Annotated in this window: 28 protein-coding genes; 19 read left to right on the forward strand and 9 right to left on the reverse strand. The window is 53.6% G+C overall.

All coding sequences use genetic code 11. From position 1 onward, the window contains the following. The first annotated feature begins 226 nt into the window (after window positions 1-226). The 3 genes from MUU51_RS08910 to MUU51_RS08920 are packed head-to-tail and all read left to right on the forward strand — an operon-like array spanning window position 227 to window position 3,692. Window positions 227-1,225, forward strand: coding sequence for a LacI family DNA-binding transcriptional regulator (locus MUU51_RS08910; RefSeq protein WP_235033645.1), 999 nt, complete (start codon window positions 227-229; stop codon window positions 1,223-1,225). A 15-nt stretch (window positions 1,226-1,240) separates the two neighbouring features. After that, on the forward strand, window positions 1,241-2,647 hold the full coding sequence (locus tag MUU51_RS08915; protein ID WP_258967622.1) for a phosphohexomutase domain-containing protein: 1,407 nt from the start codon (window positions 1,241-1,243) through the stop codon (window positions 2,645-2,647). Next, complete coding sequence (locus MUU51_RS08920; protein ID WP_258967623.1) at window positions 2,625-3,692, forward strand: ABC transporter ATP-binding protein; 1,068 nt, start codon at window positions 2,625-2,627, stop codon at window positions 3,690-3,692. The genes MUU51_RS08915 and MUU51_RS08920 overlap by 23 nt, the downstream gene beginning before the upstream one ends. 108 nt (window positions 3,693-3,800) lie before the next feature. Here the strand turns inward: MUU51_RS08920 and MUU51_RS08925 are convergent, their stop codons facing one another. Beyond that, window positions 3,801-4,262, reverse strand: a complete 462-nt coding sequence (locus MUU51_RS08925) for a DUF943 family protein (protein ID WP_258967624.1) — start codon at window positions 4,260-4,262, stop codon at window positions 3,801-3,803. After that, entirely contained in the window at window positions 4,259-5,116 is an 858-nt protein-coding gene (locus MUU51_RS08930; RefSeq protein ID WP_374684790.1) for a YPO3983 family protein, read from the reverse strand. The genes MUU51_RS08925 and MUU51_RS08930 overlap by 4 nt, the downstream gene beginning before the upstream one ends. A gap of 258 nt (window positions 5,117-5,374) precedes the next feature. Here MUU51_RS08930 and MUU51_RS08935 point away from each other — a divergent pair, with 258 nt between their 5' ends. Beyond that, window positions 5,375-7,396, forward strand: a complete 2,022-nt coding sequence (locus tag MUU51_RS08935; protein WP_258967625.1) for an NADPH-dependent 2,4-dienoyl-CoA reductase — start codon at window positions 5,375-5,377, stop codon at window positions 7,394-7,396. 32 nt (window positions 7,397-7,428) lie between these two features. Here MUU51_RS08935 and MUU51_RS08940 read toward each other — a convergent pair whose 3' ends face one another. The 3 genes from MUU51_RS08940 to rlmG form a co-directional block, all read right to left on the reverse strand. After that, window positions 7,429-7,845 carry a helix-turn-helix domain-containing protein gene (locus MUU51_RS08940; protein ID WP_125355289.1) on the reverse strand — a complete coding sequence of 139 codons (417 nt, stop codon included), beginning with the start codon at window positions 7,843-7,845 and terminating at the stop codon, window positions 7,429-7,431. Beyond that, window positions 7,842-8,156 carry a type II toxin-antitoxin system HigB family toxin gene (locus MUU51_RS08945; RefSeq protein ID WP_125355288.1) on the reverse strand — a complete coding sequence of 105 codons (315 nt, stop codon included), beginning with the start codon at window positions 8,154-8,156 and terminating at the stop codon, window positions 7,842-7,844. Before MUU51_RS08945 ends, MUU51_RS08940 begins: the two co-directional genes overlap by 4 nt. A gap of 216 nt (window positions 8,157-8,372) precedes the next feature. After that, window positions 8,373-9,509, reverse strand: a complete 1,137-nt coding sequence (gene rlmG / locus MUU51_RS08950; RefSeq protein WP_258967626.1) for a 23S rRNA (guanine(1835)-N(2))-methyltransferase RlmG — start codon at window positions 9,507-9,509, stop codon at window positions 8,373-8,375. An 84-nt stretch (window positions 9,510-9,593) separates the two neighbouring features. Here rlmG and MUU51_RS08955 point away from each other — a divergent pair, with 84 nt between their 5' ends. The 4 genes from MUU51_RS08955 (at window position 9,594) to sstT (ending at window position 13,880) form a co-directional block, all read left to right on the forward strand. Beyond that, entirely contained in the window at window positions 9,594-10,094 is a 501-nt protein-coding gene (locus tag MUU51_RS08955; protein WP_159772003.1) for a M48 metallopeptidase family protein, read from the forward strand. Between the two features lie 72 nt (window positions 10,095-10,166). Then, on the forward strand, window positions 10,167-11,165 hold the full coding sequence (locus MUU51_RS08960; RefSeq protein ID WP_258967627.1) for a Gfo/Idh/MocA family protein: 999 nt from the start codon (window positions 10,167-10,169) through the stop codon (window positions 11,163-11,165). Between the two features lie 268 nt (window positions 11,166-11,433). After that, window positions 11,434-12,402, forward strand: coding sequence for a TerC family protein (locus tag MUU51_RS08965; protein ID WP_159772026.1), 969 nt, complete (start codon window positions 11,434-11,436; stop codon window positions 12,400-12,402). A 233-nt stretch (window positions 12,403-12,635) separates the two neighbouring features. Continuing rightward, a complete protein-coding gene (sstT, locus tag MUU51_RS08970; RefSeq protein ID WP_159772029.1) occupies window positions 12,636-13,880 on the forward strand; it encodes a serine/threonine transporter SstT in 1,245 nt (414 codons plus the stop codon). Between the two features lie 24 nt (window positions 13,881-13,904). Here sstT and MUU51_RS08975 read toward each other — a convergent pair whose 3' ends face one another. The 3 genes from MUU51_RS08975 to uxaC form a co-directional block, all read right to left on the reverse strand. After that, window positions 13,905-14,471: a YgjV family protein gene (locus MUU51_RS08975; protein ID WP_159772032.1), complete on the reverse strand. Its 567-nt coding sequence runs from the start codon at window positions 14,469-14,471 to the stop codon at window positions 13,905-13,907. Window positions 14,472-14,544: 73 nt separating this feature from the next. Next, the gene (locus MUU51_RS08980; RefSeq protein ID WP_159772035.1) at window positions 14,545-16,032 is read right to left on the reverse strand and encodes a UxaA family hydrolase; all 1,488 of its coding nucleotides are present in this window, start codon (window positions 16,030-16,032) and stop codon (window positions 14,545-14,547) included. A gap of 18 nt (window positions 16,033-16,050) precedes the next feature. Then, a complete protein-coding gene (gene uxaC / locus MUU51_RS08985; RefSeq protein WP_159772038.1) occupies window positions 16,051-17,463 on the reverse strand; it encodes a glucuronate isomerase in 1,413 nt (470 codons plus the stop codon). A 466-nt stretch (window positions 17,464-17,929) separates the two neighbouring features. Here uxaC and MUU51_RS08990 point away from each other — a divergent pair, with 466 nt between their 5' ends. The 11 genes from MUU51_RS08990 (at window position 17,930) to MUU51_RS09040 (ending at window position 25,195) form a co-directional block, all read left to right on the forward strand. Then, complete coding sequence (locus MUU51_RS08990; protein ID WP_258967628.1) at window positions 17,930-19,225, forward strand: MFS transporter; 1,296 nt, start codon at window positions 17,930-17,932, stop codon at window positions 19,223-19,225. A gap of 119 nt (window positions 19,226-19,344) precedes the next feature. Continuing rightward, on the forward strand, window positions 19,345-20,121 hold the full coding sequence (gene exuR / locus MUU51_RS08995) for a transcriptional regulator ExuR (protein ID WP_159760108.1): 777 nt from the start codon (window positions 19,345-19,347) through the stop codon (window positions 20,119-20,121). A gap of 317 nt (window positions 20,122-20,438) precedes the next feature. After that, window positions 20,439-21,101, forward strand: coding sequence for a DedA family general envelope maintenance protein YqjA (yqjA, locus tag MUU51_RS09000; RefSeq protein ID WP_159760110.1), 663 nt, complete (start codon window positions 20,439-20,441; stop codon window positions 21,099-21,101). A 2-nt stretch (window positions 21,102-21,103) separates the two neighbouring features. Further along, on the forward strand, window positions 21,104-21,490 hold the full coding sequence (gene mzrA, locus MUU51_RS09005; protein ID WP_159772044.1) for an EnvZ/OmpR regulon moderator MzrA: 387 nt from the start codon (window positions 21,104-21,106) through the stop codon (window positions 21,488-21,490). Window positions 21,491-21,639: 149 nt separating this feature from the next. Next, on the forward strand, window positions 21,640-22,008 hold the full coding sequence (locus MUU51_RS09010; RefSeq protein ID WP_159772047.1) for a DUF1090 domain-containing protein: 369 nt from the start codon (window positions 21,640-21,642) through the stop codon (window positions 22,006-22,008). Between the two features lie 40 nt (window positions 22,009-22,048). Then, window positions 22,049-22,354, forward strand: coding sequence for an ElaB/YgaM/YqjD family protein (locus tag MUU51_RS09015; protein ID WP_125355032.1), 306 nt, complete (start codon window positions 22,049-22,051; stop codon window positions 22,352-22,354). A gap of 2 nt (window positions 22,355-22,356) precedes the next feature. Beyond that, window positions 22,357-22,758 (forward strand): phage holin family protein, encoded by a 402-nt coding sequence (locus MUU51_RS09020; protein WP_110510502.1) that lies wholly within the window; start codon window positions 22,357-22,359, stop codon window positions 22,756-22,758. Further along, window positions 22,751-23,050, forward strand: a complete 300-nt coding sequence (locus MUU51_RS09025) for a YqjK-like family protein (RefSeq protein ID WP_159772050.1) — start codon at window positions 22,751-22,753, stop codon at window positions 23,048-23,050. The genes MUU51_RS09020 and MUU51_RS09025 overlap by 8 nt, the downstream gene beginning before the upstream one ends. Before the next feature lie 221 nt (window positions 23,051-23,271). Beyond that, the gene (locus tag MUU51_RS09030; RefSeq protein ID WP_159772053.1) at window positions 23,272-23,664 is read left to right on the forward strand and encodes a DoxX family protein; all 393 of its coding nucleotides are present in this window, start codon (window positions 23,272-23,274) and stop codon (window positions 23,662-23,664) included. 72 nt (window positions 23,665-23,736) lie between these two features. Next, entirely contained in the window at window positions 23,737-24,723 is a 987-nt protein-coding gene (locus tag MUU51_RS09035) for a glutathione S-transferase family protein (protein ID WP_159772056.1), read from the forward strand. Window positions 24,724-24,829: 106 nt separating this feature from the next. After that, window positions 24,830-25,195, forward strand: coding sequence for a DUF805 domain-containing protein (locus MUU51_RS09040; RefSeq protein WP_159772059.1), 366 nt, complete (start codon window positions 24,830-24,832; stop codon window positions 25,193-25,195). Between the two features lie 114 nt (window positions 25,196-25,309). On the opposite strand, the gene MUU51_RS09045 is transcribed toward MUU51_RS09040, so the two are convergent. Further along, a complete protein-coding gene (locus MUU51_RS09045) occupies window positions 25,310-26,206 on the reverse strand; it encodes a LysR family transcriptional regulator (RefSeq protein ID WP_110510506.1) in 897 nt (298 codons plus the stop codon). Window positions 26,207-26,264: the final 58 nt, after the last annotated feature.

Below are 26,264 nucleotides of genomic sequence, written 5' to 3' on the forward strand. Positions count from 1 at the left end.
GTAATTAATACCGTTATTTTAATTTTTCACACAAAGATATTGAACGGTGAGGAGAGTAGCACCGGTTATTTTTGTTTAACGTTAAACTCATCACAAAACTTGTTGTGCTTCCCGCTAATATTAACCGCAGTAAAATAACTAAAATATATAATAATCGAATGGGTACGCGGCAAATATAATCATGGCAAATACAATAAACACTAAAAATAAAATAACCATAAAATCATTGGCAAAATTATTAGGGGTTTCACATACCACGGTCTCTAATGCCTGGAATAATCCAGAGAAACTCTCCCGCGAATTGCGGGAGCACATCCTTAACTACGCCCAAAAAAAGGGATTTCAGGGTCCGGATAAACTCGCGCGGGCACTGCGTATCGGGCGGGCCAATGCGGTCGGGGTTATTTTTAACGACGCAATGAGCTATGTCTTTGTTGATACGCACGACATCAACCTGATGCGTGGCATCGCCAGCGCCTGTGAAAAAGAGGGTCTGAATCTGGTCCTGATCCCCCTGAATCATCAACCGGGAAAGGCCTTTTCTCCCGTCACGGCGCTGGTGGATGGTTACATCCTGAATGCCACCTATCAGCACGACGCGATCATTCAGCAAACACTGGCACGAACGTTGCCCATCGTGACGCTCGATTTCGCTTTACCACAGTACAGCAGCGTCTCTATCGATAATGCCCGCGCAATGCAGGATGTCAGCGAATATCTGCTGGCGAAGGGCCATCGGGATTTCGGCATTATTGCCTTTCCCTCCCGCAAAGGCGCTGAGGGTTTGCAGCCCTTAACGGCGCCCATTTCGGGTGATAACGCAGTAATGCTCACCCGGGTTAATGCCTGCCATAAAACCCTGGCGGCCCATGACCAGAGCACACAGTGTTGGCTGTATCAGACAGAACATGATGAAGACCATGGCGCACTGGCCGCCGAAGCACTGTTACAGAAATACCCACAGATTACGGCGCTGATTTGCCTTTCCGACCGATTTGCGGCCGGTGCCGTTCGTTACTGCACCCAAAACAACCTATTGATCCCGCAGCAGGTCGCCATTACAGGGTTCGATAACACCACGGCAGAGAGTCAGGGCATTGGCCTGACAACCATCTCACAGGATGCAATGAAAAAAGGCCAGCTCGCGCTGGAACTGTTGTTGAGCGACGGCCCGGTGGCCCATGTTGAGCTTGAACACCAGTTCATTATCCGTGAGTCGGCGTAACGCTAAAGGGAATTTATGAACGAATTAACCTGTTTTAAAGCCTATGACATTCGCGGTGAAGTCGGTATTTCGCTCAACGAGGAGAGTGTCTTTCGCATTGGCCGCGCCTACGCCCAGTGGCTAAAACCCCGACGGGTGGTGGTCGGAGGCGATGCCCGTTTGACCTCACCGCTGTTCAAGGAGGCCCTCAGCCGTGGATTAGTGGCCAGCGGCGTTGACGTCATTGATATCGGGATGTGCGGCACCGAGGAAGTCTATTTTGCTACCCAGTATTTGCAGGCCGATGGCGGAATACAAATCACCGCCAGTCATAACCCGGCCCAATATAACGGCATGAAACTGGTGCGCGAACAGGCCATCCCTGTGCATGGCGAAAATGGGTTACTGGAGATTAAACGTCTCGCCGAAATCGGGGATTTTCCGCCCGCCCCACACCCCGGCAGTGTCAGCCAGGTGGATTGCCGCCCAGCCTGGACTGAACACCTGATGGGCTACCTGCAACACGCGCCATCACGCCCGTTACGCATCGTGGTCAATTCCGGACACGGCGCGGCAGGCCCGGCGCTTGATGCTCTCGATGCGGCATTAACCGCCCGAGGTATTCCCGTCGATTTTATCCGTCTCTGTCATCAACCCGATGGCGCGTTCCCGGCTGGCGTTCCGAACCCCATGCTTGCCGAAAACCGCCAGCAGACGCAGAAAGCGGTTATCCGTTATCAGGCCGATTTTGGCGTGGCCTGGGATGGGGATTTCGATCGCTGCTTTTTCTTCGATGAGTGCGGCGAATTTATTGAAAGTTACTATCTGGTCGGGCTGTTTGCCCGCGAGTTTCTGCGGCATCAGCCTGCGCAGACCATCCTGCTCGATCCACGCCTGACCTGGAATACCCTCGACAGCATTCATGACGCCGGAGGCCGGGCCATTATCTCCCGCACCGGTCACGCTTTTATCAAAGCGCGCATGCGCCAGGAGGACGCTCTGTATGGCGGCGAGATGAGTGGGCATCACTATTTTCGCGCCTTCGGCTACTGCGACAGCGGCATGATCCCGCTGGTAGTGATGCTGCAAATCCTCGACGGCGCTCCCCTGCCTTTTTCACATCTGATCCGTGAGGCACAGGCCCGCTATCCGGTGTCCGGGGAAATTAACCTCGATGTTGCCCAACCCGAAGCTCTGTTGCAGCGCGTGGCTGAACATTATGTCAGCCAGGGCGGCGGCCGGGACGATACCGACGGTGTGAGTATCGATTTTCCTCAGTGGCGCTTTAACCTGCGCGCCTCCAATACCGAGCCCCTGCTGCGGCTCAACGTCGAGAGCCGAAACAGCCCTGACCTGCTCAAAAATAAAACCGATGAACTGCTCGCCCTTATTGCGTCTTATCATTCTCAGGAAAGAAATCATGTCGGCACTCACGCTTTGTAATATCCATAAAAAATACGATAAAACCACCATCATCGAAAACCTGTCATTAGAGATAGCGTCCGGCGAATTTATTGTGCTGGTCGGCCCGTCAGGATGCGGGAAGTCAACGCTACTGCGGATTATTGCCGGGCTGGAAACGCCTGATGGCGGCACCCTCAAAATGGGTGGGCAAGACGTGACCCATCTGGCTGCGGGCAGACGCAGTCTGTCGATGGTATTTCAGTCCTATGCGCTTTATCCGCATATGACCGTGCGCGAAAACCTGGCCTTTGGCCTGAAGAACATGAAAACCGCCGCCGAGGAAATCGACAAGCGCATTGCGCAGGCCGCCACTATGCTGAAGCTTGATGAGATGCTGGATCGTCTGCCACAAAACCTCTCTGGCGGGCAGCGCCAGCGCGTGGCGATCGGCCGCTCTATCGTCCAGCAGCCTGAGCTTTTCCTGTTTGACGAACCGCTTTCAAACCTGGATGCGTCGCTGCGTGTCGAGATGCGCCAGGAGTTACAGGAACTTCATCATCAGCTACGTAACACCATGATTTACGTGACGCACGATCAGGTGGAAGCCATGACGCTCGCCGACCGAATCGTGGTGCTGTACAAAGGAAAAATTGAACAGGTGGGCACCCCGCTTGAGCTGTATAACCGGCCCGCGAATTTGTTCGTCGCCGCGTTTATCGGCACCCCGAAAATTAACGTGTTGCCCGCAAAATGGCAGCAAAATGGCGTCCTGCTCAGCAGCAATCATTTTATTCCGCTTAAAGCCCGGCCTGCCGGGTTAAGCGACGGGGACAGTCTTTTCATTGCGGTGCGTCCGGAACATCTGCGGCCCGGTGATGAGGGTGAGATTAAACTGAACGTCACCACCAAACTCTGCGAACTGCAAGGCGATTCAACGCTAGTGTGGTGCAAACTCGACGAGCAGAATCTTTGCCTGAAATCGTTCAGGCAGCTGAGCTATCCGCCGCGCAGTGAGATGACGGTCAGTATGGATGAAGCCTGCCTGCATTTTTTTGATGGCTTAGGAAAACGCATTCCCGCCTGACGGCCTCTGAAGGGAAAATGGCCGGCGATGTACGCCGAGCGGCTTAGGTTGGCTGACAGCCCGGAGGAATATCCGGGCTGGATAATTGCCAATAAAAAAGGGAAGGGGTTAATAAGACTTGGTTTCAATTTTACCATCGTCAGATATTCGATATGTGAGGCCATTTCCTGTTTGGAAATCGACTACGCCGGGTACATGAATCTCGATCTCAAGAACAATATTTTTTTGAACACACCTTTTATCTGACTTAATACTATCGAAGCAATACAGATCCTCCTGAGGATAGTCCTCAAGCCTAAAGAAACCTCCAGCAGCATCAATCACATCAATACTCGTTGTCAGCTCAGTTATAATCCCATAATGCTTTTTTATTTCATTTTCATGATTCAAAAACCAGTTTATACGATCTTTGTCAGTCAGAGGGAAATGGTCTACAACAATGACAGGTGAGCGCCAGTCAGCCTCGACATACAGAATACTAACGGGCCGTAATGTCCATAAATTATACCCTGCAATACAGAATATAACTGCACTTACCAGAAACACTGTTGTTCGCCATTTTCTTTTCATATATATTGGTTAACCATAACAATGGATTTAAAATTGGTAAAAAATGGTCTAAATGCAAAATCTCTGTGTCGTTGAAGAAAAAACCAGATCCGAAAAAAACGAAAATTTCGATATAAAGGATTGCGAATATCCACGACATCCAAACCAAAATGGTCCTGCCCTTCAAAGTAAAACCATGCACTCCAGCCAGTGGCATATTTCTGAATACGAAGAAGCTTTATTCTTTGCGCACAAACATCATGTACAGTTATTCCTAAACCATTAAAACGATCTTGCGTACGATTAAATTTTGGTAGTATTGATTTTCTTAACTCAAACTGGAGTTGATATTCCAGTGGCATATACGAACTGAGAGCATTACCAGTCAATGAATTGTTAATGGTTTTTTTTATCACTGTTAATGAACTTTTAAACCCTGCCTCCAGAATGCATTTTTGATAAGCATCGTCCAGAGAAGAATCCGAATAAGGTGAACCCTTTCCATCCCTAAGGTGATCAATCATTTCACCAATAAGATGCGAATACTTACCCCAAAAAGAAAACATCCCGGAAAGTTCTTTCATCTCATCAAATAAAATATGTGCGCACTCATTATGACCGATTTTTCGCCCCTGAACGGACTCAGAATAAAAGGGATTATGATACTGAGTGTCATATTCAGACTTTGGGTAGTCATAACATATCAAGCGATAAGGGTCGACTCTGGTCGAAATGTCATCCAGACCCAGTGCACGTAATTGTTGCTCATCCATATCACCGTACTGCATATCATCAGCCGATACATCATTAAATTGATGCATCGTTTCAAAAACAGTGCAAGGTAAATTCATTGATAAATACCAATTATTATTCAATTACATTTCCCCCATGAATAAATATTCTCGATAATAAAATCACTGTAAAGAATTAATTTATTAAAAAAGCGCAACCGGCTCACACTCCTATTAACTTTGTCCTCAACGATCGGAATCCCTCTTTCCGTCACGATGCCCATCAGATCTTTGACCCCTATCACAATCGTCGCATGCCCCCTTTTCCCTTTTACGCCGTGAGCGCTAGATTAGTAACTCATCCGACCACATAACAATAATTTTACATTTGGAAGCGCGATTATGAGCCACTACCCGTCGTTATTCGCCCCGCTTGATCTGGGTTTTACCACGCTGAAAAACCGCGTCCTGATGGGCTCGATGCACACCGGGCTGGAAGAACGCCCGGACGGAACCGAACGGCTGGCGGCCTTTTATGCCGAGCGCGCCCGTCATGGCGTGGCGCTGATTGTGACCGGCGGCGTGGCCCCTGCCCTTTCCGGCGTGGGAATGGAAGGCGGCGCGGTGCTTAACGATGCAAACCAGCTGGCCCATCATCGCCCCGTGACCGATGCGGTGCATCAGGCTGGCGGTAAAATCGCGCTGCAAATTCTCCATACCGGGCGCTACAGCTATCAGCCGCGTCCGGTCGCGCCGTCAGCGTTGCAGGCCCCGATCAACCGTTTTATACCTCACGCGCTAACGCATGACGAAATCCTGGTGCTGATTGACGACTTCGCGCAATGTGCGCTGTTGGCGCGGGAAGCCGGTTATGACGGCGTGGAAGTGATGGGTTCGGAAGGCTATTTAATTAACGAATTTCTTGCCGCCCGCACCAACCAACGTGACGACCAGTGGGGCGGAGACTGGACGCGACGCATGCGCTTTGCTGTGGAAGTGGTGCGTGCCGTGCGCGAACGCGTGGGCGAGGAATTCATCATCATCTATCGCCTGTCGATGCTCGATTTAGTGGAAGGCGGCGGTAATTTTGACGAAACCGTCGAGCTGGCGCAGGCCATCGAAACAGCTGGCGCGACGATCATCAATACCGGGATCGGCTGGCATGAAGCGCGGATCCCGACCATTGCTACGCCGGTTCCGCGCGGGGCATTCACTTGGGTGACGCGCAAGCTGAAAGGCAAGGTGACGATCCCGCTTATCACCACCAACCGCATTAACGATCCGCAGGTCGCAGAAGACATCCTCAGCCGTGGAGATGCCGATATGGTGTCGATGGCGCGGCCATTCCTTGCCGATGCCGAACTGCTTTCGAAAGCGCAAAGTGGCCGGGCAGATGAGATCAACACCTGTATCGGCTGCAATCAGGCCTGCCTCGATCAGATTTTTGTCGGCAAAGTGACGTCCTGCCTTGTGAACCCGCGCGCCTGCCATGAAACGCGGATGCCGATTGTCGCGGCGGTAACGAAAAAGAACCTGGCCGTCGTCGGGGCCGGTCCAGCCGGTCTGGCGTTTGCGGTTAACGCCGCCGCGCGCGGGCATCAGGTCACCTTGTTTGACGCCGCGGGGGAAATCGGCGGCCAGTTCAACATTGCCAAGCAGATCCCCGGCAAAGAGGAGTTTTACGAAACGCTGCGCTATTACCGCCGGATGATCGCGCTGCATGGCGTGAAACTGGAACTTAACCGCTTTGTCGGCGCAGAAGATCTCGCCGACTTCGACGAAACCATTCTCGCGACCGGTATTGAACCGCGTATGCCTGCTATCGCAGGCGTTGATCATCCTAAAGTGCTGAACTATCTCGACGTGCTGCGGGACAAAACGCCCGTAGGGAAGCGCGTGGCGATTATCGGCTGCGGCGGTATCGGCTTTGATACGGCGATGTATTTAAGCCAGCCCGGCGAAGCCACCAGCCAGAATATCGCCGAGTTCTGCGTGGAATGGGGGATCGACACCAGCCTGCAGCTTCACGGCGGGTTACGTCCGGAAGGGCCGCTGCTGCATAAAAGCCCGCGTCAGATTGTGATGCTGCAACGTAAGGCCAGTAAACCTGGCGAAGGGCTCGGCAAAACCACCGGCTGGATCCATCGCACTACCCTGCTCGCCCGCGGCGTGAAAATGTTCCCGGCGGTAAGCTATGAGAAGATCGACGATAACGGATTACATGTGACGATTGGCGGTGAACCGCAGCTGCTGGCGGTGGATCATGTGATTCTCTGTGCCGGACAAGAGCCGCGCCGGGATCTGGCGGATCCATTACGCGCCGCAGGAAAACTGGTGCATCTGATTGGTGGCTGTGACGTGGCGATGGAGCTGGATGCTCGCCGGGCTATCGCCCAGGGCACGAAGCTGGCGCTGGAGATTTAGTGTGAATGGCTGACACCTCGCGTTTAAAGGTGTCAGTCGATAAACATGGCGGGCGAAATGCCAAAGCGCTTCGCCAGCTTTTTCGCGTGCATCAACGTTAGCTTTCTTTTTCCGTTCAGGACACGAGAGACCATCGATTTACTGCCAATCTCCGGGAAATCGGAAAGGGTGAGGTTGTGCTGAGACATCAGGGTGCGGAGAACCGCAACGCCAATGGGGATTGCGTTCATGCGGGCAATGAAATCTGCCGTTTCAGGAAGCAAATTTTCATAGGCTGTTATGTGGTTACAGGCAGTATCCAACAAAGGGTTCGTAGGATCGTTAAGCAACAAATACTCCACGAACTCAAGCGCTTCTTCATACTGCTGAGGTGTATGGATTCCGGCCAGAAACGGGGCTGCCGCAGATAGCGCTTTTCCTGCTTTCAGGATGTCGGCAATCACCATCATTTTTTCCCCTTTGTACGGTGCATAGCTGTAAACATGTCATATTCCCGGTGCGTAAAAATGTGCCGGACATAAAATTTCTGGCTTTCAAAAAAGATGAGTGCGACCAAACGAAGCTCGTTATGCCCAAGGTTAAGCACGTAATACTTATCCAGATATTTAAAATTATCCAGCGATGGAAACAACGTTCTAAGGCTTTGCGGCGTTTTAAAATATCCTTTATGGATCATTCCGCCCAGCTCCAACAACTCCTGTTCATGCTGCGGAAATTTTTTTGCGGCATCCGTTAAAGCCTTAAAAGCGATTAAGTGCATTCTTCATCACATCCGTTGACGAATTGAGTAAAGAGTAACCACAAGTTGCCATAATGGCAACTTGTGGTTGCCTAAAAGATGCGCCTAACGTAAGCCTGCGGGTGGGTGGGTTACCAGCGAATTTGCAGAAAGTCGCGAGAGAATTTGAGGTTTTGCGAGAGTGCTTCAGGAAAAACCCGACAGCCGTGCGGCTATCGGGCTATAGGTGTGTCGCGTCTAGCGATTACGCCCTAACTTCACCGCTTTGAGGATCACAAACTTCTGATTAGTGGCGACGGTAGTGCAGTTGCCAAAAATCTTCTTCAGTTTATGGAAATAGTCGAGGTGACGGTTGGCCACAATCACCAGCTCGCCGTTGATTTTCAGACAACGACGCGCGTGGTGGAACATTTCCCAGGCGATGTTATCGGTCAGCGCGTGCTGCTGGTGGAACGGCGGGTTGCACAGAATTGCGTTGAAGCGGAACGGCTCGACGCCCGACAGCGCGTTGTTGATCATGAACTCGCAGCGGTCCAACGCTTCCGGCATGTTGCTTTCGACGTTCAAACGGCTTGAAGAAACCGCCATCGGCGATTCATCGACAAACACGACGTTTGCCAGTGGATTACGCTCCAGCAGACTCAGGCCAACGACACCGTTACCGCAGCCGAGGTCGACAATTTCGCCTTCCAGATCTTTCGGCAAATGCTCCATAAAGAAGCGCGCGCCGATGTCCAGCCCGGTACGGGAGAAAACATTCGCGTGGTTATGAATGGTCCAGTTGGTGCCTTCCAACGGCCAGCTGAGTACCTGCGGGACGTCTGCCAGCGCTGGCGCGCTGAAGGTGCAGTTAATCAGACGCGCTTTCTTCCACGCCAGGGTGGTGGTGGTCGGGCCGAGGATTTTTTCGAACAACTCCAGCGTGGAGTTGTGTACGTCACGCGCCTTCGCCCCGCCGATAATACGGGTTTCCGGGGTCACCACTTCGCGCAATGCACGCAGTTGCTGTTCCAGCAGTGCCAGCGTTTTTGGGATTTTAATCAGCACAACGGCCGGCGCCGGCGGGTATTCCCCGGTGCTGTCGCGGAACGTGACGCTGTTTTCTGCGATATCGTTGTGGCGCAGGTTTTCGCGGGTCGCGAGCTCGCTTAAGTACGAGTCGCCGATGCTGTACGGCTGGTGCGCCGCCAGCGCACAGGCCAGCGCGCCGAAGGTATCGTTAAAGACGAGAACCGGGCCGCTGATGTCGGTGCCGTCCAACTGTTGCAGCAGATACTCGTCTGCCGCTTCCCACGCTTGCAGTGGGCTAACGTCGTCCGTTTCCGGGAAACGTTTTAGTGTCAGTGAACGAAAACCGTTGTCTGATTGGCTCATCGGCCCTCCTGGATGGTAAAATTCGGTGATATCCCCTGATTGGGGGCGTGAGTATACCTTTTTTTCGTGGAATTCGAGACAAGCATGAGCGAACTGACGTATTTAAGCGGTTATCCCGAGCATCTTCTTAGCCAGGTTCGCACCCTTATTGCCGAACAACGTCTCGGCGAAGTGCTGGAAAAGCGCTATCCCGATACCCACGGCATCACTAACGATAAGGCGTTGTGGGAATTCACGCAAAGCCTGAAAAACCGCTATATGCGCAGCGCGCCGCCGATCAATAAAGTGGCGTTCGACAACAAAATTCATGTGCTGAATAACGCCCTTGGGCTGCACACCGCGATTTCCCGCATTCAGGGCGGCAAGCTCAAAGCCAAAGCGGAAATTCGCGTCGCCACCGTTTTTCGCCAGTCGCCGGAAGCCTTTTTGCGGATGATCGTGGTCCATGAACTGGCGCATCTGAAAGAAAAAGATCACAACAAAGCGTTCTATCAGCTCTGCTGTCATATGGAGCCGCAGTACCACCAGCTGGAGTTTGATACCCGTCTGTGGCTGACGCAACTTTCGCTGCCGGGTTCTGCGTAAGCGCGCACTGGTTTTGTCATCATGGCGTGCTAAAGTGGCAAAAGGCCCCTTTTTCGGAGTACGTCAATTCTCATGATACGTTTCGCAGTCATTGGCACAAACTGGATCACCCGCCAGTTTGTCGATGCCGCCCATGAAACCGGCAAATACAAACTCACCGCCGTTTATTCCCGCAGTCTCGAGCAGGCCCAGGGCTTCGCCAGCGATTATATGGTTGAACATCTCTTTACCTCTCTCGATGAGATGGCGCAAAGCGATGCCATTGATGCGGTGTATATCGCCAGCCCAAACTCCCTGCACTTCCCGCAAACCCAACTGTTTCTCAGCCACAAAAAGCATGTGATTTGCGAGAAGCCGCTGGCGTCAAATATCGCGGAAGTGGAAGCGGCTATCGCCCTGGCGCGTGAAAACCAGGTGGTACTATTCGAAGCGTTCAAGACCGCCAGCCTGCCGAATTTCCTGCAGTTACAGCAGTCGCTCGGCAAAGTGGGCAAAGTGCGTAAAGCACTTATCAACTACTGCCAGTACTCTTCGCGCTATCAGCGCTATCTCGACGGTGAAAACCCGAACACCTTTAATCCGGCGTTCTCGAACGGTTCGATTATGGATATCGGTTTCTACTGCCTCGCCTCGGCCGTTGCCCTGTGGGGCGAACCGCACGGCGTTCACGCCAGCGCCACATTGCTGGACAGCGGCGTCGATGCGCATGGCGTGGTCGTGCTGGATTACGGTGATTTCAGCGTGACCCTGCAACACTCCAAAGTGAGCGATTCGGTGCTGCCGAGCGAAATCCAGGGCGAAGAAGGCTCACTGGTTATCGAGAAAATCTCCGAGTGCCAGAAAGTTTCGTTCGTGCCACGCGGCGGCAAAGCGCAGGATCTGACTCAGCCGCAGCATATCAACACCATGCTGTACGAGGCGGAGCTGTTTGCGCGTCTGGTCGAAGAGAATGAAGTGAATCATCCGGGGCTGGCGGTGAGCCGCACCACTTCAAAGCTCGCCACCGAAATTCGTCGCCAGACGGGCGTCGTGTTCCCGGCGGACGGAGTGAACGAAACGCTTCCCGCGTAAAGCTGTGTAAAACAGAGGTTATGGGCCATTGACGCCATCAATGGCCTGTAATATTTTGTCACACGCAAAGGGGAGTAACTTGTTTGCCGGTGGATCGTCATGACGATGCGAAAGCATCCGGTTGCCGGGCAACAGAAAAGAAATTTACTGTAGATTTCTTTTTTGTTGTAAGTGAGACCTTGCCGAAAGGCGAGGTCCGAGCAAAAAATCCTGCAACGGCTATCGTCTTTTGGACGTTAGCCGTTTTTTTTTGCTTATGGGATAGATTATGAATACTGTTGGAACACCGTTACTTTGGGGCGGATTTGCTGTTGTGGTCGTCATTATGTTGGCGATCGATCTGCTGTTACAAGGGCGGCGCGGCGCACAAACCATGACCATGAAACAGGCGGCGACCTGGTCGCTGGTATGGGTCACTCTGTCGCTGCTGTTTAACCTCGCTTTCTGGTGGTACCTCGCTCAAACCCAAGGCCGCGCGGTTGCTGACCCGCAGGCGATGGCGTTCCTTACCGGTTATTTGATTGAGAAAGCGCTGGCGGTCGATAACGTCTTCGTCTGGCTGATGCTGTTTAGCTACTTTGCAGTGCCGCCTGCGTTGCAGCGTCGGGTGCTGATTTACGGCGTACTGGGCGCGATTGTGCTGCGTACTATCATGATCTTCACCGGAAGCTGGCTGATTTCCCAGTTCGAATGGCTGCTGTACGTGTTCGGTGCGTTCCTGTTGTTCACCGGAGTGAAAATGGCGCTGGCGAAGGAAGACGACGCAGGCATTGGCGACAAGCCGCTGGTGCGCTGGATCCGCAGCCATCTGCGCATGACCGATAACATCGAGAACGAACACTTCTTCGTTCGCAAAAACGGCCTGCTGTTCGCTACGCCACTGCTGCTGGTGCTGATCCTCGTCGAACTGAGCGATGTGATTTTCGCGGTAGACAGCATTCCGGCTATCTTCGCGGTGACCACTGACCCGTTCATTGTGCTGACCTCGAACCTGTTCGCAATCCTTGGCCTGCGTGCGATGTACTTCCTGTTGGCAGGCGTGGCGGAGCGCTTCTCGATGCTGAAGTACGGCCTGTCGATTATCCTGGTATTTATCGGCATCAAGATGCTGCTCATCGACCTCTACCACATCCCAATCGCGATTTCGCTGGGTGTGGTGTTCGGTATTCTGGTGCTAACGCTACTGATTAACATGTGGGTCAACCACCAGCACGACAAAAAGAATATCGCTAATTAAGCCCTAACTATGTCAGGTGGCCCGATTTACTCGGGCCGTTTTTTTGTGGTTTATGTCAATGAAATGTTAAATGTCAGTTAAAAAATAAGATCCACCCGAAATATTCAGTAGGTTCCCCTTCCCCGAAGCCAGAACATCCTTATACTCATCCATGCAAACATTTGTTACATCCTGTCAAATGCGACCAAAGAGCCGCCGGGATGGAACCACATTACGACTGAAGGAAAAGTAAAATGACTACGCAACGCCCCTCTGGCTTGCTTCAGCGTCTCGCTGAAGGCAGCCTCGTAAAACAAATTCTGGTGGGTCTGGTTCTGGGTATTCTGCTGGCCTGGGTTTCTAAGCCTGCTGCGGAAGCCGTGGGCCTGTTCGGGACGCTGTTCGTCGGCGCATTGAAAGCCGTGGCCCCGGTGCTGGTTCTGATGCTGGTTATGGCGTCTATCGCTAATCACCAGCACGGTCAGAAAACCAGTATTCGCCCAATCCTGTTCCTGTATCTGCTGGGTACTTTTGCCGCCGCGCTGACCGCAGTGCTGTTCAGCTTCGTGTTTCCGTCCACCCTGCACCTGAGCACCGGCGCGACCGATATCACGCCGCCGTCTGGTATTGTTGAAGTGCTTCGCGGCCTGCTGATGAGCATGGTGGCCAACCCGATTGACGCGCTGCTGAACGCCAACTACATCGGTATTCTGGTGTGGGCCGTGGGCCTGGGCTTCGCGCTGCGTCACGGCAATGAAACCACTAAAAACCTGGTTAACGACGTATCCAACGCGGTCACCTTTATGGTGAAAGTGGTGATTCGCTTTGCGCCGCTCGGGATTTTCGGTCTGGTTGCGTCTACGCTGGCAAGCACCGGTTTCGAAACGCTGTGGGGTTACGCCCGACTGCTGGTCGTGCTGATTGGCTGTATGCTGCTGGTGGCGCTGGTGATTAACCCGCTGTTGGTGTTCTGGAAGATTCGCCGTAACCCGTATCCGTTGGTACTGATGTGCCTGCGTGAAAGCGGCGTCTATGCCTTCTTTACCCGCAGCTCTGCCGCCAACATTCCGGTGAACATGGCGCTGGCTGAGAAGCTGAATCTGGATCGCGATACCTATTCGGTGTCGATTCCGCTGGGTGCGACCATCAATATGGCAGGCGCGGCGATCACCATTACCGTGCTGACGCTGGCGGCGGTGAATACGCTGGGTATTCCGGTTGACCTGCCAACGGCGCTGCTGCTGAGTGTGGTTGCGGCCTTGTGTGCCTGTGGCGCATCGGGAGTGGCGGGGGGTTCTCTGCTGTTGATCCCACTGGCGTGCAACATGTTCGGCATCCCGAACGATGTGGCGATGCAGGTTGTAGCCGTCGGCTTTATCATCGGCGTACTGCAGGATTCCTGCGAAACGGCGCTGAACTCGTCCACCGACGTGCTGTTCACCGCCGCGGCCTGTATGGCTGACGACGAGCGTCTGGCAAAAGACGGATTGCGCGGTTAATCCTCTGCTATTCCAGCCCTTCTGCTAACGAGTGGAAGGGCTTTCCTCCTGCAATTCTGTCTGTAATGTTGTTTCTACTTTAAACGGATCGATGCCACGCTTTTGCATTCGCCAAAAACGAATGATGTTCAGCCCGTTCATCACCAGAAAACTCCCCTCAATCAGCGTGCCACCGATAGAACCGAGCCAGAAGTTATGCGCCACCCAGCAGGCCGTTGAGCACCAGATGATGCAGCGCATCGTCAGGCCCTGACAGCGAAACAACGCCCAGGTGCTGACCAGCGTACCGGCGACGGGCAGCAGTTCCATTGGATGATGAAACTTAGCCAGACCAATCCCGGCGGTCAGCACGATAAATAGCGTCATGACCCACAGGCTGCGGGTGCGCAGGGTGATCAGCGTTCGGATGGCGTTCAGCATGGCGCTGGAGCCCGCCGGAAACGCGCCCATCAGGAAGAAATGCACGCCGATAATGGCGCTATAGACGGAAAGCTGCTTTTTGAATCGGCGCTCATCGCGGTTGATAAACGTCGTGATACCTACCAGAAAGGCGATGACTCCAACGCCCTGGGCTAGCCAATACGCGGTCATGGTAAATCCTTTGGATGACACAGAAAAAGAAACGGCGCTTCATTTATGAAACGCCGTTTTAGCTTAGCGAGGATTAGAGCGTGACGCCAGACTTAAAGATAGCCAGTTCACGGAAATCATTCTTTTCATTACAGGTCTGCTTGCCATTGGCGAATTCCACGATGGTATCGACAAATTCAGTCAGCACCTCCGGCATTGCTTTGCCGTGGATGAGCTGCCCGGCATCGAAGTCGATCCAGTGCTTTTTCTTCGCCGCCAGCTCGCTGTTAGTGGCGATTTTCACCGTCGGCACAAAACCACCGTACGGCGTGCCGCGCCCGGTGCTGAACAGCACCATGTGGCAGCCTGCCCCGGCTAATGCGCTGGTCGCGACCGCATCGTTACCCGGGGCGCTCAGCAGGTTAAGACCGTGGGTTTTCAGGCGCTCGCCGTAGCGCAGTACGTCAACCACCTGGCTGGAGCCTGCTTTCTGCGTGCAGCCCAGCGATTTCTCTTCCAGGGTCGTTATCCCGCCCGCTTTGTTGCCCGGCGATGGGTTTTCGTAAATAGGCTGGTTATGCGCGATGAAGTACTGTTTGAAATCGTTGACCATAGTGACAGTCTTTTCAAACGTGGCTTCGTCGCGGCAGTGGCTCATTAGGATCTGTTCGGCGCCGAACATTTCCGGCACTTCGGTCAGAACGGTGGTGCCGCCGTTACCAATCACATAATCAGAGAAACGCCCCAGCATGGGGTTGGCGGTGATGCCGGAAAGGCCATCGGAACCGCCGCATTCCAGTCCAAACTTCAGCTCGCTGAGTTTGCCCGGTTCGCGTTTGTCGTGACGCATGACGTCGTAAAGCTGATGCAGTTCTTCAAGGCCCGCTTCCACTTCGTCGTCCTGCTTCTGACAGATCATGAAGTGCACGCGGTCGGCGTCAAATTCACCCAGCGTTTCACGGAACGCATCGACCTGGTTGTTCTCACAACCGAGGCCAATCACCAGCACTGCCCCGGCATTCGGATGACGCACCATGTTTTGCAGCATGGTGCGGGTGTTGATGTGATCGTCGCCCAGCTGCGAACAGCCGTAGGTGTGGCTGAACAGGAACACGCCGTCGGTGCCTTCGGCATCGTTAGTCTCTTTGAGAAAACGATTCTGAATTTGACGCGCGATCCCGTTGACGCAGCCCACGGTCGGCAGGATCCACAGCTCGTTACGAACGCCAACTTCACCGTTTGCACGACGATAAACCTGCACGTCGCGATCGCCTGCCTGGCTCAGTTCCGCCTGCAGGTCTGGTTGATAGCTGTACTCGTCCAGATCACTAAGATTGGTGCGCGTGTTGTGGGAATGAATGTGTTCCCCTGGCGCAATGTCCGTAAGCGCATGACCAATCGGCAATCCATATTTGACGATGTTTTCACCCTTCGCAATCGCGAACAGAGCAAACTTATGCCCGCGCACGACGTCAGACTGCAGGCGTACCGTCTGACCTTCCACGGTCACTTCCTGCCCCGCGGCGATATCAGTCAGCGCGACGACGACATTGTCCAGCGAATGGATTTTGATGTATTGCATATCAACCAACCTCGGGCATTAGTTCAGTTCAATGGCGAAGTAATCACGCGCATTGTTAAAGCAGATATTTCTCACCATCTCGCCCAGCAGCTGAATATCCGCCGGCGCTTCACCCGCAGCCACCCAACGGCCAATCATCTGGCACAGGATGCGACGGAAGTATTCGTGGCGGGTATAGGACAGGAAGCTCCGGCTGTCGGTCAGCATGCCGACAAAGCGGCTCAGCAGGCCGAGCTGTGCCAGCTGGGTCATTTGACGTTCCATGCCGTCTTTCTGATCGTTGAACCACCAGCCGGAACCGAACTGCATTTTGCCCGGCATCCCTTCGCCCTGGAAGTTGCCGATCATGGTGCCGAGCACTTCGTTATCGCGCGGGTTCAGGCAGTACAGAATGGTTTTTGGCAGCAGGTTTTCTTCGTTCTGCTTGCTTAGCAATTTTGACAGTTCTTCCGCCAGCGGACGGTCGTTGATGGAGTCGAAGCCCACATCCGCGCCCAGCAGTTTGAACTGACGCTGGTTGTTATTGCGCAGCGCACCAATGTGGTACTGCTGCACCCAGCTGCGACGCGCATATTCGCCGCCAAGCCAGACCAGTACTGCTGTTTTGAACTGCGCGACTTCATGCTCACTCAGCGTTTCACCGGACAGACGACGCGCCAGAATAGCGTCGAGTTCCGCGTCGGTGGCGTCAGCAAACAGCACGACGTCCAGCGCGTGATCCGACACTTTACAGCCGTGAGCGGCAAAATGATCCAGACGACGGCTCAGCGCCGTTTGCAGATCGCTGAAGCGACGGATGTCAGTGTCAGACACTTCGCCCAGCTTCGCCATGTAATCGTTGAAGGTCGCCTGTTCGATATTGAAGGCTTTATCCGGGCGCCAGCTCGGCAGCACTTTCACGTCAAAAGAGGTGTCTTTCGCCACGGTAGCGTGATGTTCCAGAGAATCAATCGGATCGTCGGTAGTGCCAACCATCTTCACATTCATCTGTTTCATGATCCCACGGGCAGAGAACTGATCCTGCGCCAGCAGATCGTTGCATTGATTCCAGATCTCGTCGGCGGTGTTTGGCGACAGCAGTTTGCCAGTAATGCCGAATGGACGACGCAGCTCGAGGTGTGTCCAGTGATATAGCGGGTTACCAATGGTGTGCGGCACGGTGGCGGCCCATGCATCGAATTTTTCACGGTCAGAGGCATCGCCGGTACACAGACGTTCAGCCACGCCATTGGTACGCATTGCGCGCCATTTGTAGTGATCGCCTTTCAGCCAGATGTCATACAGATTTTTGAAACGGTAATTTTCGGCAACCTGCTGCGGTGGAAGGTGGCAGTGGTAGTCGAAAATCGGCTGATCTTTGGCGTAGTCATGGTACAGACGGCGGGCAAAATCGGTGTCGAGCAGGAAATCTTCGGTCATAAACGGAGTCATTATCGTCTTCCTCTAAAAGAGTGCGTCAGATGCTTAACTGCAATGCTGCAAAGTTATCACACCAATTTCCAGTTCCTGAAGATTTTTTCGTGAGTCAGATCAATAAAAGCCGACAAAAAAATTACCCAAAAAGAAGTAAACCCTTCGCCAGGCCGCACCAGTACTGGCTCTTCTCAGCGCAAATAAAGACCCCACGGTTATTCCAGCATTTGTGACGGTTCTCACCTTTTAAAGTTGTATGACAAGTTATCGTTTGCCCCGTCGCGACCTATAAGCCGAAGGAATGCATCACCGATGATTCAGTCATCGGAATTACCGGTACGGATACCGAATTCGCAGAATTATTAATGGCAAGGTTCGGGCCGTTACAGAAAATCTGTTACGCCCCCCCGTTACTTAAACATCCTCCTCCACTCAGGAAGATGACCGCGCAGCGCGCGAATAAAACAAAATGACGAGGTTTTACATGCGTAAGATTAAAGGGTTACGTTGGTACATGATTGCACTGGTGACGCTGGGCACCGTGCTCGGTTACCTCACTCGTAACACCGTGGCGGCCGCTGCGCCGACCTTTATGCAGGAACTGCATATTTCCACACAGCAATACTCTTACATCATCGCCGCCTATTCCGCGGCGTATACCATTATGCAGCCGGTTGCAGGCTACGTGCTTGACCTGTTAGGTACTAAGGTTGGCTACGCGATGTTCGCCGTTCTGTGGGCATGTTTCTGCGGCGCGACTGCGCTGGCAGGCAGCTGGGGCGGTCTGGCCGTGGCGCGTGGTGCTGTTGGTGCGGCAGAAGCGGCAATGATCCCGGCCGGTCTGAAAGCCAGCTCCGAGTGGTTCCCGGCAAAGGAACGTTCCGTTGCCGTCGGCTACTTCAACGTCGGTTCCTCCATCGGCGGGATGATTGCGCCTCCGTTGGTGGTGTGGGCTATCGTCATGCACAGCTGGCAGATGGCGTTCATTATCTCCGGTGTCCTGAGCTTCGCATGGGCAATGGCCTGGCTGATTTTCTACAAACACCCGCGTGACCAGAAAAAACTGACCGAAGAAGAACGTGAGTACATCATCGGGGGCCAGGAAGCGCAGCATCAGACCGATAACGGCAAAAAAATGTCGGCCTGGCAGATTATCCGTAACCGCCAGTTCTGGGGTATCGCGCTGCCACGTTTCCTGGCGGAACCGGCGTGGGGTACTTTCAATGCCTGGATCCCGCTGTTCATGTTTAAAGTCTATGGCTTTGACCTGAAACACATTGCGATGTTTGCGTGGATGCCAATGCTGTTTGCTGACCTGGGATGCATCGTCGGCGGCTATCTGCCACCGCTGTTCCAGCGTAAGTTCGGCGTGAACCTGATTGTTTCCCGTAAGCTGGTCGTCACCATGGGTGCAGTCCTGATGATTGGTCCTGGCCTGATTGGCCTGTTCACCAGCCCGTACGTTGCAATTGCCCTGCTGTGCGTCGGCGGCTTTGCTCACCAGTCACTGTCCGGTGCGCTAATTACCCTTTCTTCCGACGTCTTTGGTCGTAACGAAGTGGCTACGGCGAACGGCCTGACCGGCATGGCGGCATGGACAGCAAGTACATTGTTTGCACTGGTTGTCGGTGCGCTGGCCGATACTCTGGGCTTCAGCCCACTGTTCGCGGTACTGGCAGTGTTCGACCTGATTGGTGCCGTTGTTATCTGGACTGTGCTGCAGAACAAACCAGCAGCCGAAACCACTCACGCCGTGGGCGGGACAGCTACGCAGAGCTAACCCTTACTATACCTGCTTTAAAGCCGCCTTCCGGGCGGCTTTTTGCCGTTAAGAAAGTGGTGAGTTTTCCGTAAAAGTGGTATAACAAATCCTCATGCCGTACCCTGCCTGGAGCGAATATGGAAATCACGGAATCACGCCGTTTATATCAACAGCTTGCCGCTGATCTGAAAAATCGCATCGAGCAAGGCGTTTATCTTGTGGGCGACAAACTGCCTGCGGAGCGTTTTATTGCCGACGAGAAGAACGTCAGCCGCACTGTGGTTCGTGAAGCCATTATTATGCTGGAAGTCGAAGGCTACGTTGAAGTCCGCAAAGGCTCCGGTATTCATGTCATTTCCAGCACCGCGAAGCACTACCACGCACCGGACGAATCCCTTGAGTTTGCCAATTATGGCCCGTTCGAGCTGTTACAGGCCCGCCAGCTTATCGAAAGTAATATTGCTGAGTTCGCCGCCACACAGGTGACGAAACAGGACATCATGAAGCTGATGGAAATCCAGGAGAATGCGCGCAAGGAGAAGTGCTTCCGCGACTCCGAATGGGATCTCCAGTTCCACGTCCAGGTTGCCCTGGCGACACAAAACACCGCGCTGGCGGCGATTGTCGAAAAAATGTGGACCCAGCGCGTGCATAACCCGTACTGGAAAAAACTCCACGACCACATCGATCTGCGCACGGTGGACAACTGGTGTGACGATCATGACCAAATTCTGAAAGCGCTGATCCGCAAAGACCCACACGCGGCAAAACTGGCAATGTGGCAGCATCTGGAAAACACCAAACTGATGCTGTTTAACGAAACCAGCGATGATTTCGAATTCAATGCCGACCGTTACCTTTTTGCAGATAATCCGGTGGTTCACCTCGATACCGCCGCCAACGGCGCGAAGTAAGATTCCCCCCCCCCCCCCGACCTCTCATCGGGGGTAAGTAAATCCACTATAGTGTCAGCCTGTGTAAAATCTCTCGCCTCTCCCCTCTTCAGACAGCAAAATCAATCGCAACAAACTGCAATTTCTGTGACGTTAAACCAGAGCCTTTGTTACACTTAGATGCATTTTGTCGTTGACGAGTCAGGCGCTCCTGATTCGCGTAAAACATGGATAAGTTCAGAGCGTGTTGCCAGTGTCCATAATCAATCAATAACAACTGACGTCCGGCAGAAAAACGCGTTCAGGCATGACATTAATCGATGTACCAGGAATCGTGAATGGAACTGTTAACCCAATTACTCAATGCCTTGTGGAGCCAGGATTTCGAAACCCTCGCCAACCCCTCCATGATAGGCATGCTCTACTTCGTGTTGTTTATGATCCTATTCTTAGAGAACGGATTATTACCTGCCGCCTTTTTACCGGGCGATAGCCTGCTGGTGCTGGTTGGCGTGCTGATTGCCAAAGGTGCGATGGGCTTCCCGCTAACGCTGCTGCTGCTGACCACCGCCGCCAGCCTCGGCTGCTGGCTGAGCTACATTCAGGGCCGCTGGCTCGGGAATACGCGCATTGTGCAGAACTGGCTTTCGCACCTGCCCGCCCATTACCACCAGCGCGCACATCACCTGTTCCATAAGCACGGTTTATCCGCCCTGTTGGTCGGACGCTTTATCGCCTTTGTGCGCACGCTGCTGCCAACCATCGCCGGTCTGTCCGGTCTGAGCAGCACCCGTTTCCAGTTCTTCAACTGGATGAGCGGCCTGCTGTGGGTGCTTATCCTGACGTCGCTCGGTTATCTGCTGGGGAAAACCCCGGTGTTTCTGAAATACGAAGATGCGCTGATGTCCTGCCTGATGCTGCTGCCTGTCGTGCTGCTGGTGATTGGTCTGGTCGGGTCGCTTATCGTACTGGTGAAGAAAAAATACGGTAACCGGAGCTAGGCATGGGATTGCGCAACGTTACCCTTCGCCGGTTCAGTATCAGTCTCGGCGCATTGCTTATGCTGTGCGCCCTGCTTTGGTTCTGGGCGGCGATTCAACAACGCGAGTCGTCGCTGGCCATTCGTCCGGTCAGCGCCAATATCAGCATGCCTGACGGCTTCTCTGTCTGGCATCATCTGGATGCTAACGGCATCCGCTTTAAGAGCATCACCCCGCAAAATGATGCTTTAGTGATTAAGTTTGAATCCAGCGACCAGAGCGCCGCCGCCAAAGTGGTGCTGGACAGAACCCTGCCCCACGGTTACATCATCGCTCAGCTTGATGATGAAGACTCGCTGGCCCCACAGTGGCTCTCCCGCCTTCGCGACACGCCGCACCGGTTTGGTTAAACCCTTCCAGGATTCTGAATCTTTTCACAGGCTTTGGTGATTTCGCGTTTACTTACTATCATTGAGTAAGCGGAAGTCACCCGCATCATCTCGTCGATTGGGTGGGGCACTGTCATAACGAGCCCACAACACAAGGGAAGGTTTAACCGATGAAATACCGCATTTTTCTGGCTTTGGGCCTGGTGACAATGAGCGCTGGCGCGTTTGCCTCAACGCCGTGTCAGGAAAAGGAACAGGACATTCAGCGAGAAATCCACTATGCCGAAAAACACAACAACCAAAGCCGCATTGACGGTCTGAACAACGCGCTGCGGGAAGTAAAAGACAACTGTAGCGACAGCAAGCTTCGGGCCGATCACCAAAAGAAAATTGCCGAACAGAAAGAAGAAATCACCGAACGTCGCCACGACCTTGATGAAGCTAAAACCAAGGGCGACGCGGACAAAATCAGTAAGCGTGAGCACAAGCTCACTGAAGCGCAGCAACAACTGAAAGCGCTAGAGTCTCGTGACTATTGATTCAATGGAAGTCTAACAAAGTACACTGGAGAACAAGATCATGGCGAAAGATAACACCTCAGAACATCTGCGTGACGAACTGAAATCCCTGGCGGATACCCTGGAAGAGGTGCTGAACTCCTCCTCAGACAAATCGAAAGAAGAACTTGGCAAACTGCGCAGCAAAGCAGAGCGCGCGCTGAAAGATAGCCGTCACCGTCTGGGTGAAACCAGCGATGCCCTTGCCAAACAAACTCGTGAAGCCGCTGCACGCGCTGACGAATACGTGCGTGATAACCCATGGACCGGCGTGGGTATCGGTGCGGCCGTTGGGGTGGTGCTGGGTGTGCTGCTGTCGCGTCGTTAATTATGGCTGACTCACATCACTCAAACGGGCCAGGAAAAAGCGTTTTCGGCATCGGCCAGCGCATTGTCACCATCATGGTCGATATGGTGGAGACACGCCTGCGACTGGCAGTCGCTGAGCTGGAAGAGGAGAAAGCGAACCTTTTCCAGATGCTGCTGATGCTCGGCCTGACCATGCTGTTCGCGGCATTCGGGCTGATGAGTTTGATGGTGCTGATTATCTGGGCCATCGATCCGCAATACCGGCTGAACGCCATGATTGCGACTACCGCCGTCCTGCTCCTGTTGGCGCTTATCGGCGCCGTCTGGACGCTGCGAAAAGCGCGGCGCTCAACGCTGCTGCGCCATACCCGCAACGAACTGGCGAACGATCGGGCGCTACTTGAGGATGACGAACGTGAGTAGCAAAGTGGAACTGCAGAAGCGCAAAGCCTATCTGCTGAGCAAAATCCAACAGCAACGGCTGGACCTGTCCGCCAGCCGTCGTGACTGGATAGAAGCCACTGATGTCTACGATCGCGGATGGAACACGCTGCTGAGCCTGCGCGCCTGGGCGCTGGTCGGCAGTAGCGTAATGGCTATCTGGTCAGTACGCCATCCACGCTTCCTGGTGCGCTGGGGCCGCCGCGGATTCGGCGTCTGGAGCGCCTGGCGACTGGTGAAAAGTACGATGCGCCAGCAGCAGTTACGCCACTGACAGCACTCTGCCCGGCGACTCCCTGTCCGCCGGGCAATCTTGCCAATTTCCCTTTCCCGAATAAATACTCAATATCTTTGAAGAAGATCGACAGTTTTCCTTGCTAACAATCCCCCTCCGTCACGATTACACTCCTTTCCATCGACAGCAAACCCGCGGTATCCCTGCGAATTTGCACAATAAATGAATAAAGCCGCCTGCGTGGTTTGATGGAGAGTAAAATGAAAAAATTAGAAGATGTTGGTGTTCTGGTCGCTCGTATTCTGATGCCAGTCCTGTTTATCACTGCAGGCTGGGGCAAAATCACCGGTTATGCGGGCACTCAGCAGTACATGGAAGCGATGGGCGTTCCGGGTGCACTGCTGCCACTGACTATTCTGCTCGAATTCGGCGGCGGTCTGGCAATTCTGTTCGGCTTCCTGACCCGCACCACCGCGCTGTTCACCGCTGGTTTTACCCTGCTGACCGCGTTTATTTTCCACAGCAACTTTGCGGAAGGCGTTAACTCTCTGATGTTCATGAAAAACCTGACCATCGCTGGCGGTTTCCTGCTGCTAGCTATCACCGGTCCAGGCGCGTTCAGTATTGACCGCGTGCTGAACAAAAAGTGGTAAGCCCGCTATACTGATTGAAGCGTAAAGCGAGGGAAATCCCTCGCTTTTGTCATTTTTGAAGGAGAGAGAACCATGGGACAACTGATTGACGGCGTCTGGCATGACACCTGGTACGACACCAAATCGACCGGGGGACGATTCAAACGTTCTGTTTCGGCTTATCGTAACTGGCTGACCGCCGACGGCGCGCCAGGCCCCTCCGGAGAAGGCGGTTTTGCGGCTGAAAAAGACCGCTACCATTTATACGTTTCCCTCGCGTGCCCGTGGGCGCACCGCACGCTGATCATGCGCGCGTTAAAAGGCCTGGAATCGTTTATCGATGTGTCGGTGGTCAACCCGCTGATGTATGAAAACGGCTGGACCTTTGACGACAGCTTCCCCGGCGCGACCGGCGACACGCTGTATCAGAACGAATTTCTCTATCAGCTGTATCTCCATGCCGATCCGCAATATACCGGACGCGTCACGGTGCCGGTGTTGTGGGACAAAAAGAACCACACCATCGTCAGTAACGAATCCGCAGAAATCATCCGTATGCTGAACACCGCGTTTGACGGTCTCGGTGCACGAGCCGGTGATTATTACCCTGAAGCACTGCGTCCACAGATTGACGAGCTGAATGGCTGGATTTACGACAGCATCAACAATGGTGTCTACAAAGCCGGGTTCGCCACCAGCCAGGATGCCTACGACGAAGCGGTGACGAAAGTCTTCGAAGCGCTGGCTCGCGTAGAGCAAATCCTCGGCCAGCACCGTTATCTGACCGGCAACCAGTTAACCGAGGCGGATATTCGCCTGTGGACCACGCTGGTACGTTTCGATCCCGTGTATGTCACCCATTTCAAATGCGATAAGCACCGCATCAGCGATTACCTGAATCTGTATGGTTTCCTGCGCGATATCTATCAGCTGCCTGGCGTGGCGGAGACGGTGAACGTCGACCACATTCGCCATCACTATTATCGCAGCCATAAAACCATTAACCCGACGGGGATCATCTCTATTGGTCCGTGGCAGGATCTTGATGAGCCTCACGGTCGCGACGTGCGTTTCCGCTAATTATTAAGGACATCAATGGATGTCCTTTTTTAATTCATAGTTTGCATCTATCCTTACCTCGATCCCTTAGAAAACAAGTGATTGACTGATTACAGAGGCAAGGAAAATGGACTGGTATCTAAAAGTACTCAAGAATTACATCGGGTTTGGTGGCCGGGCGCGCCGGAAAGAATATTGGATGTTCGTGCTGGTCAGTTTCGTACTGGCCGGGGTGCTGAGTATTATCGATAAAATACTCGGTCTGGAACGCGTCAGCGGTGAAGGCGTACTGGCGAGCATTTATGGTCTGCTGGTACTGATCCCGACATGGGCAGTGCAGTTCCGTCGTCTGCATGATACCGATCGTTCAGCGTGGTGGCTGTTGCTGTTACTGATCCCAATCATTGGTTGGGTGGTGATCCTGGTCTTTAACTGCCAGAACGGCACGCCGGGTGAAAACCGCTTCGGACCTGATCCTAAACGGATCCCGTAAAGTCAAAACGCCTGGCGGCGCTACGCTGACCAGGCCTACGTTTGGATCAATTTAAATCCGTAGGCCCAGCCAGTTTACGCCGCCGGACAATTCACCGATTGCCCAACTCTGGCGTTATTTTTTAGCAAACAGCTTTGGAATTTCACGCAGGCACCAGGCTTTTGCTTCACCCATGCTGTCGCGTCGCCACGCCATAATAATATCGACTTCATTCGTATATTCCGGGCTCACCACCCGTAATCTTCCTTCGGCAATATCCTGCTCGACCAGCGGATACGGCATTGTCGCTACGCCAAGCCCCGCTAACAACGCCTGACGCTTATCTTCGATAGTGCTGACCGTCAAACGCGGCTGCTTGTCCAGCAGCTGTACGGTGAGCACCGGGCGTTCACGGGCAGTATCCGCCACCGCCACGCCGCGATATTTCACGCGCGTCACTTCTGATAAAGGCTCCGGCTCCTGGTGAATGGGGTGATCCGGCGCGGCAACGTAAACGTTCAGGATCGAATACAGCTTGCGGGAGTTTATCTCGGACGACGAACGAAAATGCATATCCGGCGCGATAACAATATCCGCGCGCCCCTGCTCCAGACGCTCCCAGGCGCCAGCCAAAACTTCGGTGATGATCGACAGCTGCGTGTTGGCTTTCAGCCCCAGCTTTTCAATCAGCGGGAACAGCTCCGGGGTCGGCACCAGCGCTTCGGCGACCAGTGTCAGATGCGTTTCCCAGCCACGCGCCAACGCTTCGGCGTCGGTGGTCAGTTTATCAGCAGCTTCCAGCAGCACACGGCCGCGTTCCAGCAGCATTCGGCCTACGTTGGTGAATTTTGTGCGATGACCTGAGCGGTCAAACAGCACCACGTCGAGCTCTTCTTCCAGCTTCTGCATGGTGTAGCTCAACGCAGACGGGACGCGCCCTAGCTCATCGGCGGCGGCGGCAAAGCTGCCGCGCCGGTCAATCGCGTCCATTACTCTTAACGCTTCAAGCGTCAATGCTCTCTCTTTAGCCATGGCGTTCTCATTCAGGAAATTTGAACATACCCGGCAGAATATCTGGCTAACAATGCAG

Origin of the sequence: Scandinavium manionii, from assembly GCF_024764775.1 — a bacterium.
In the GTDB taxonomy this organism is placed as follows: Bacteria; Pseudomonadota; Gammaproteobacteria; order Enterobacterales; family Enterobacteriaceae; genus Scandinavium; species Scandinavium manionii.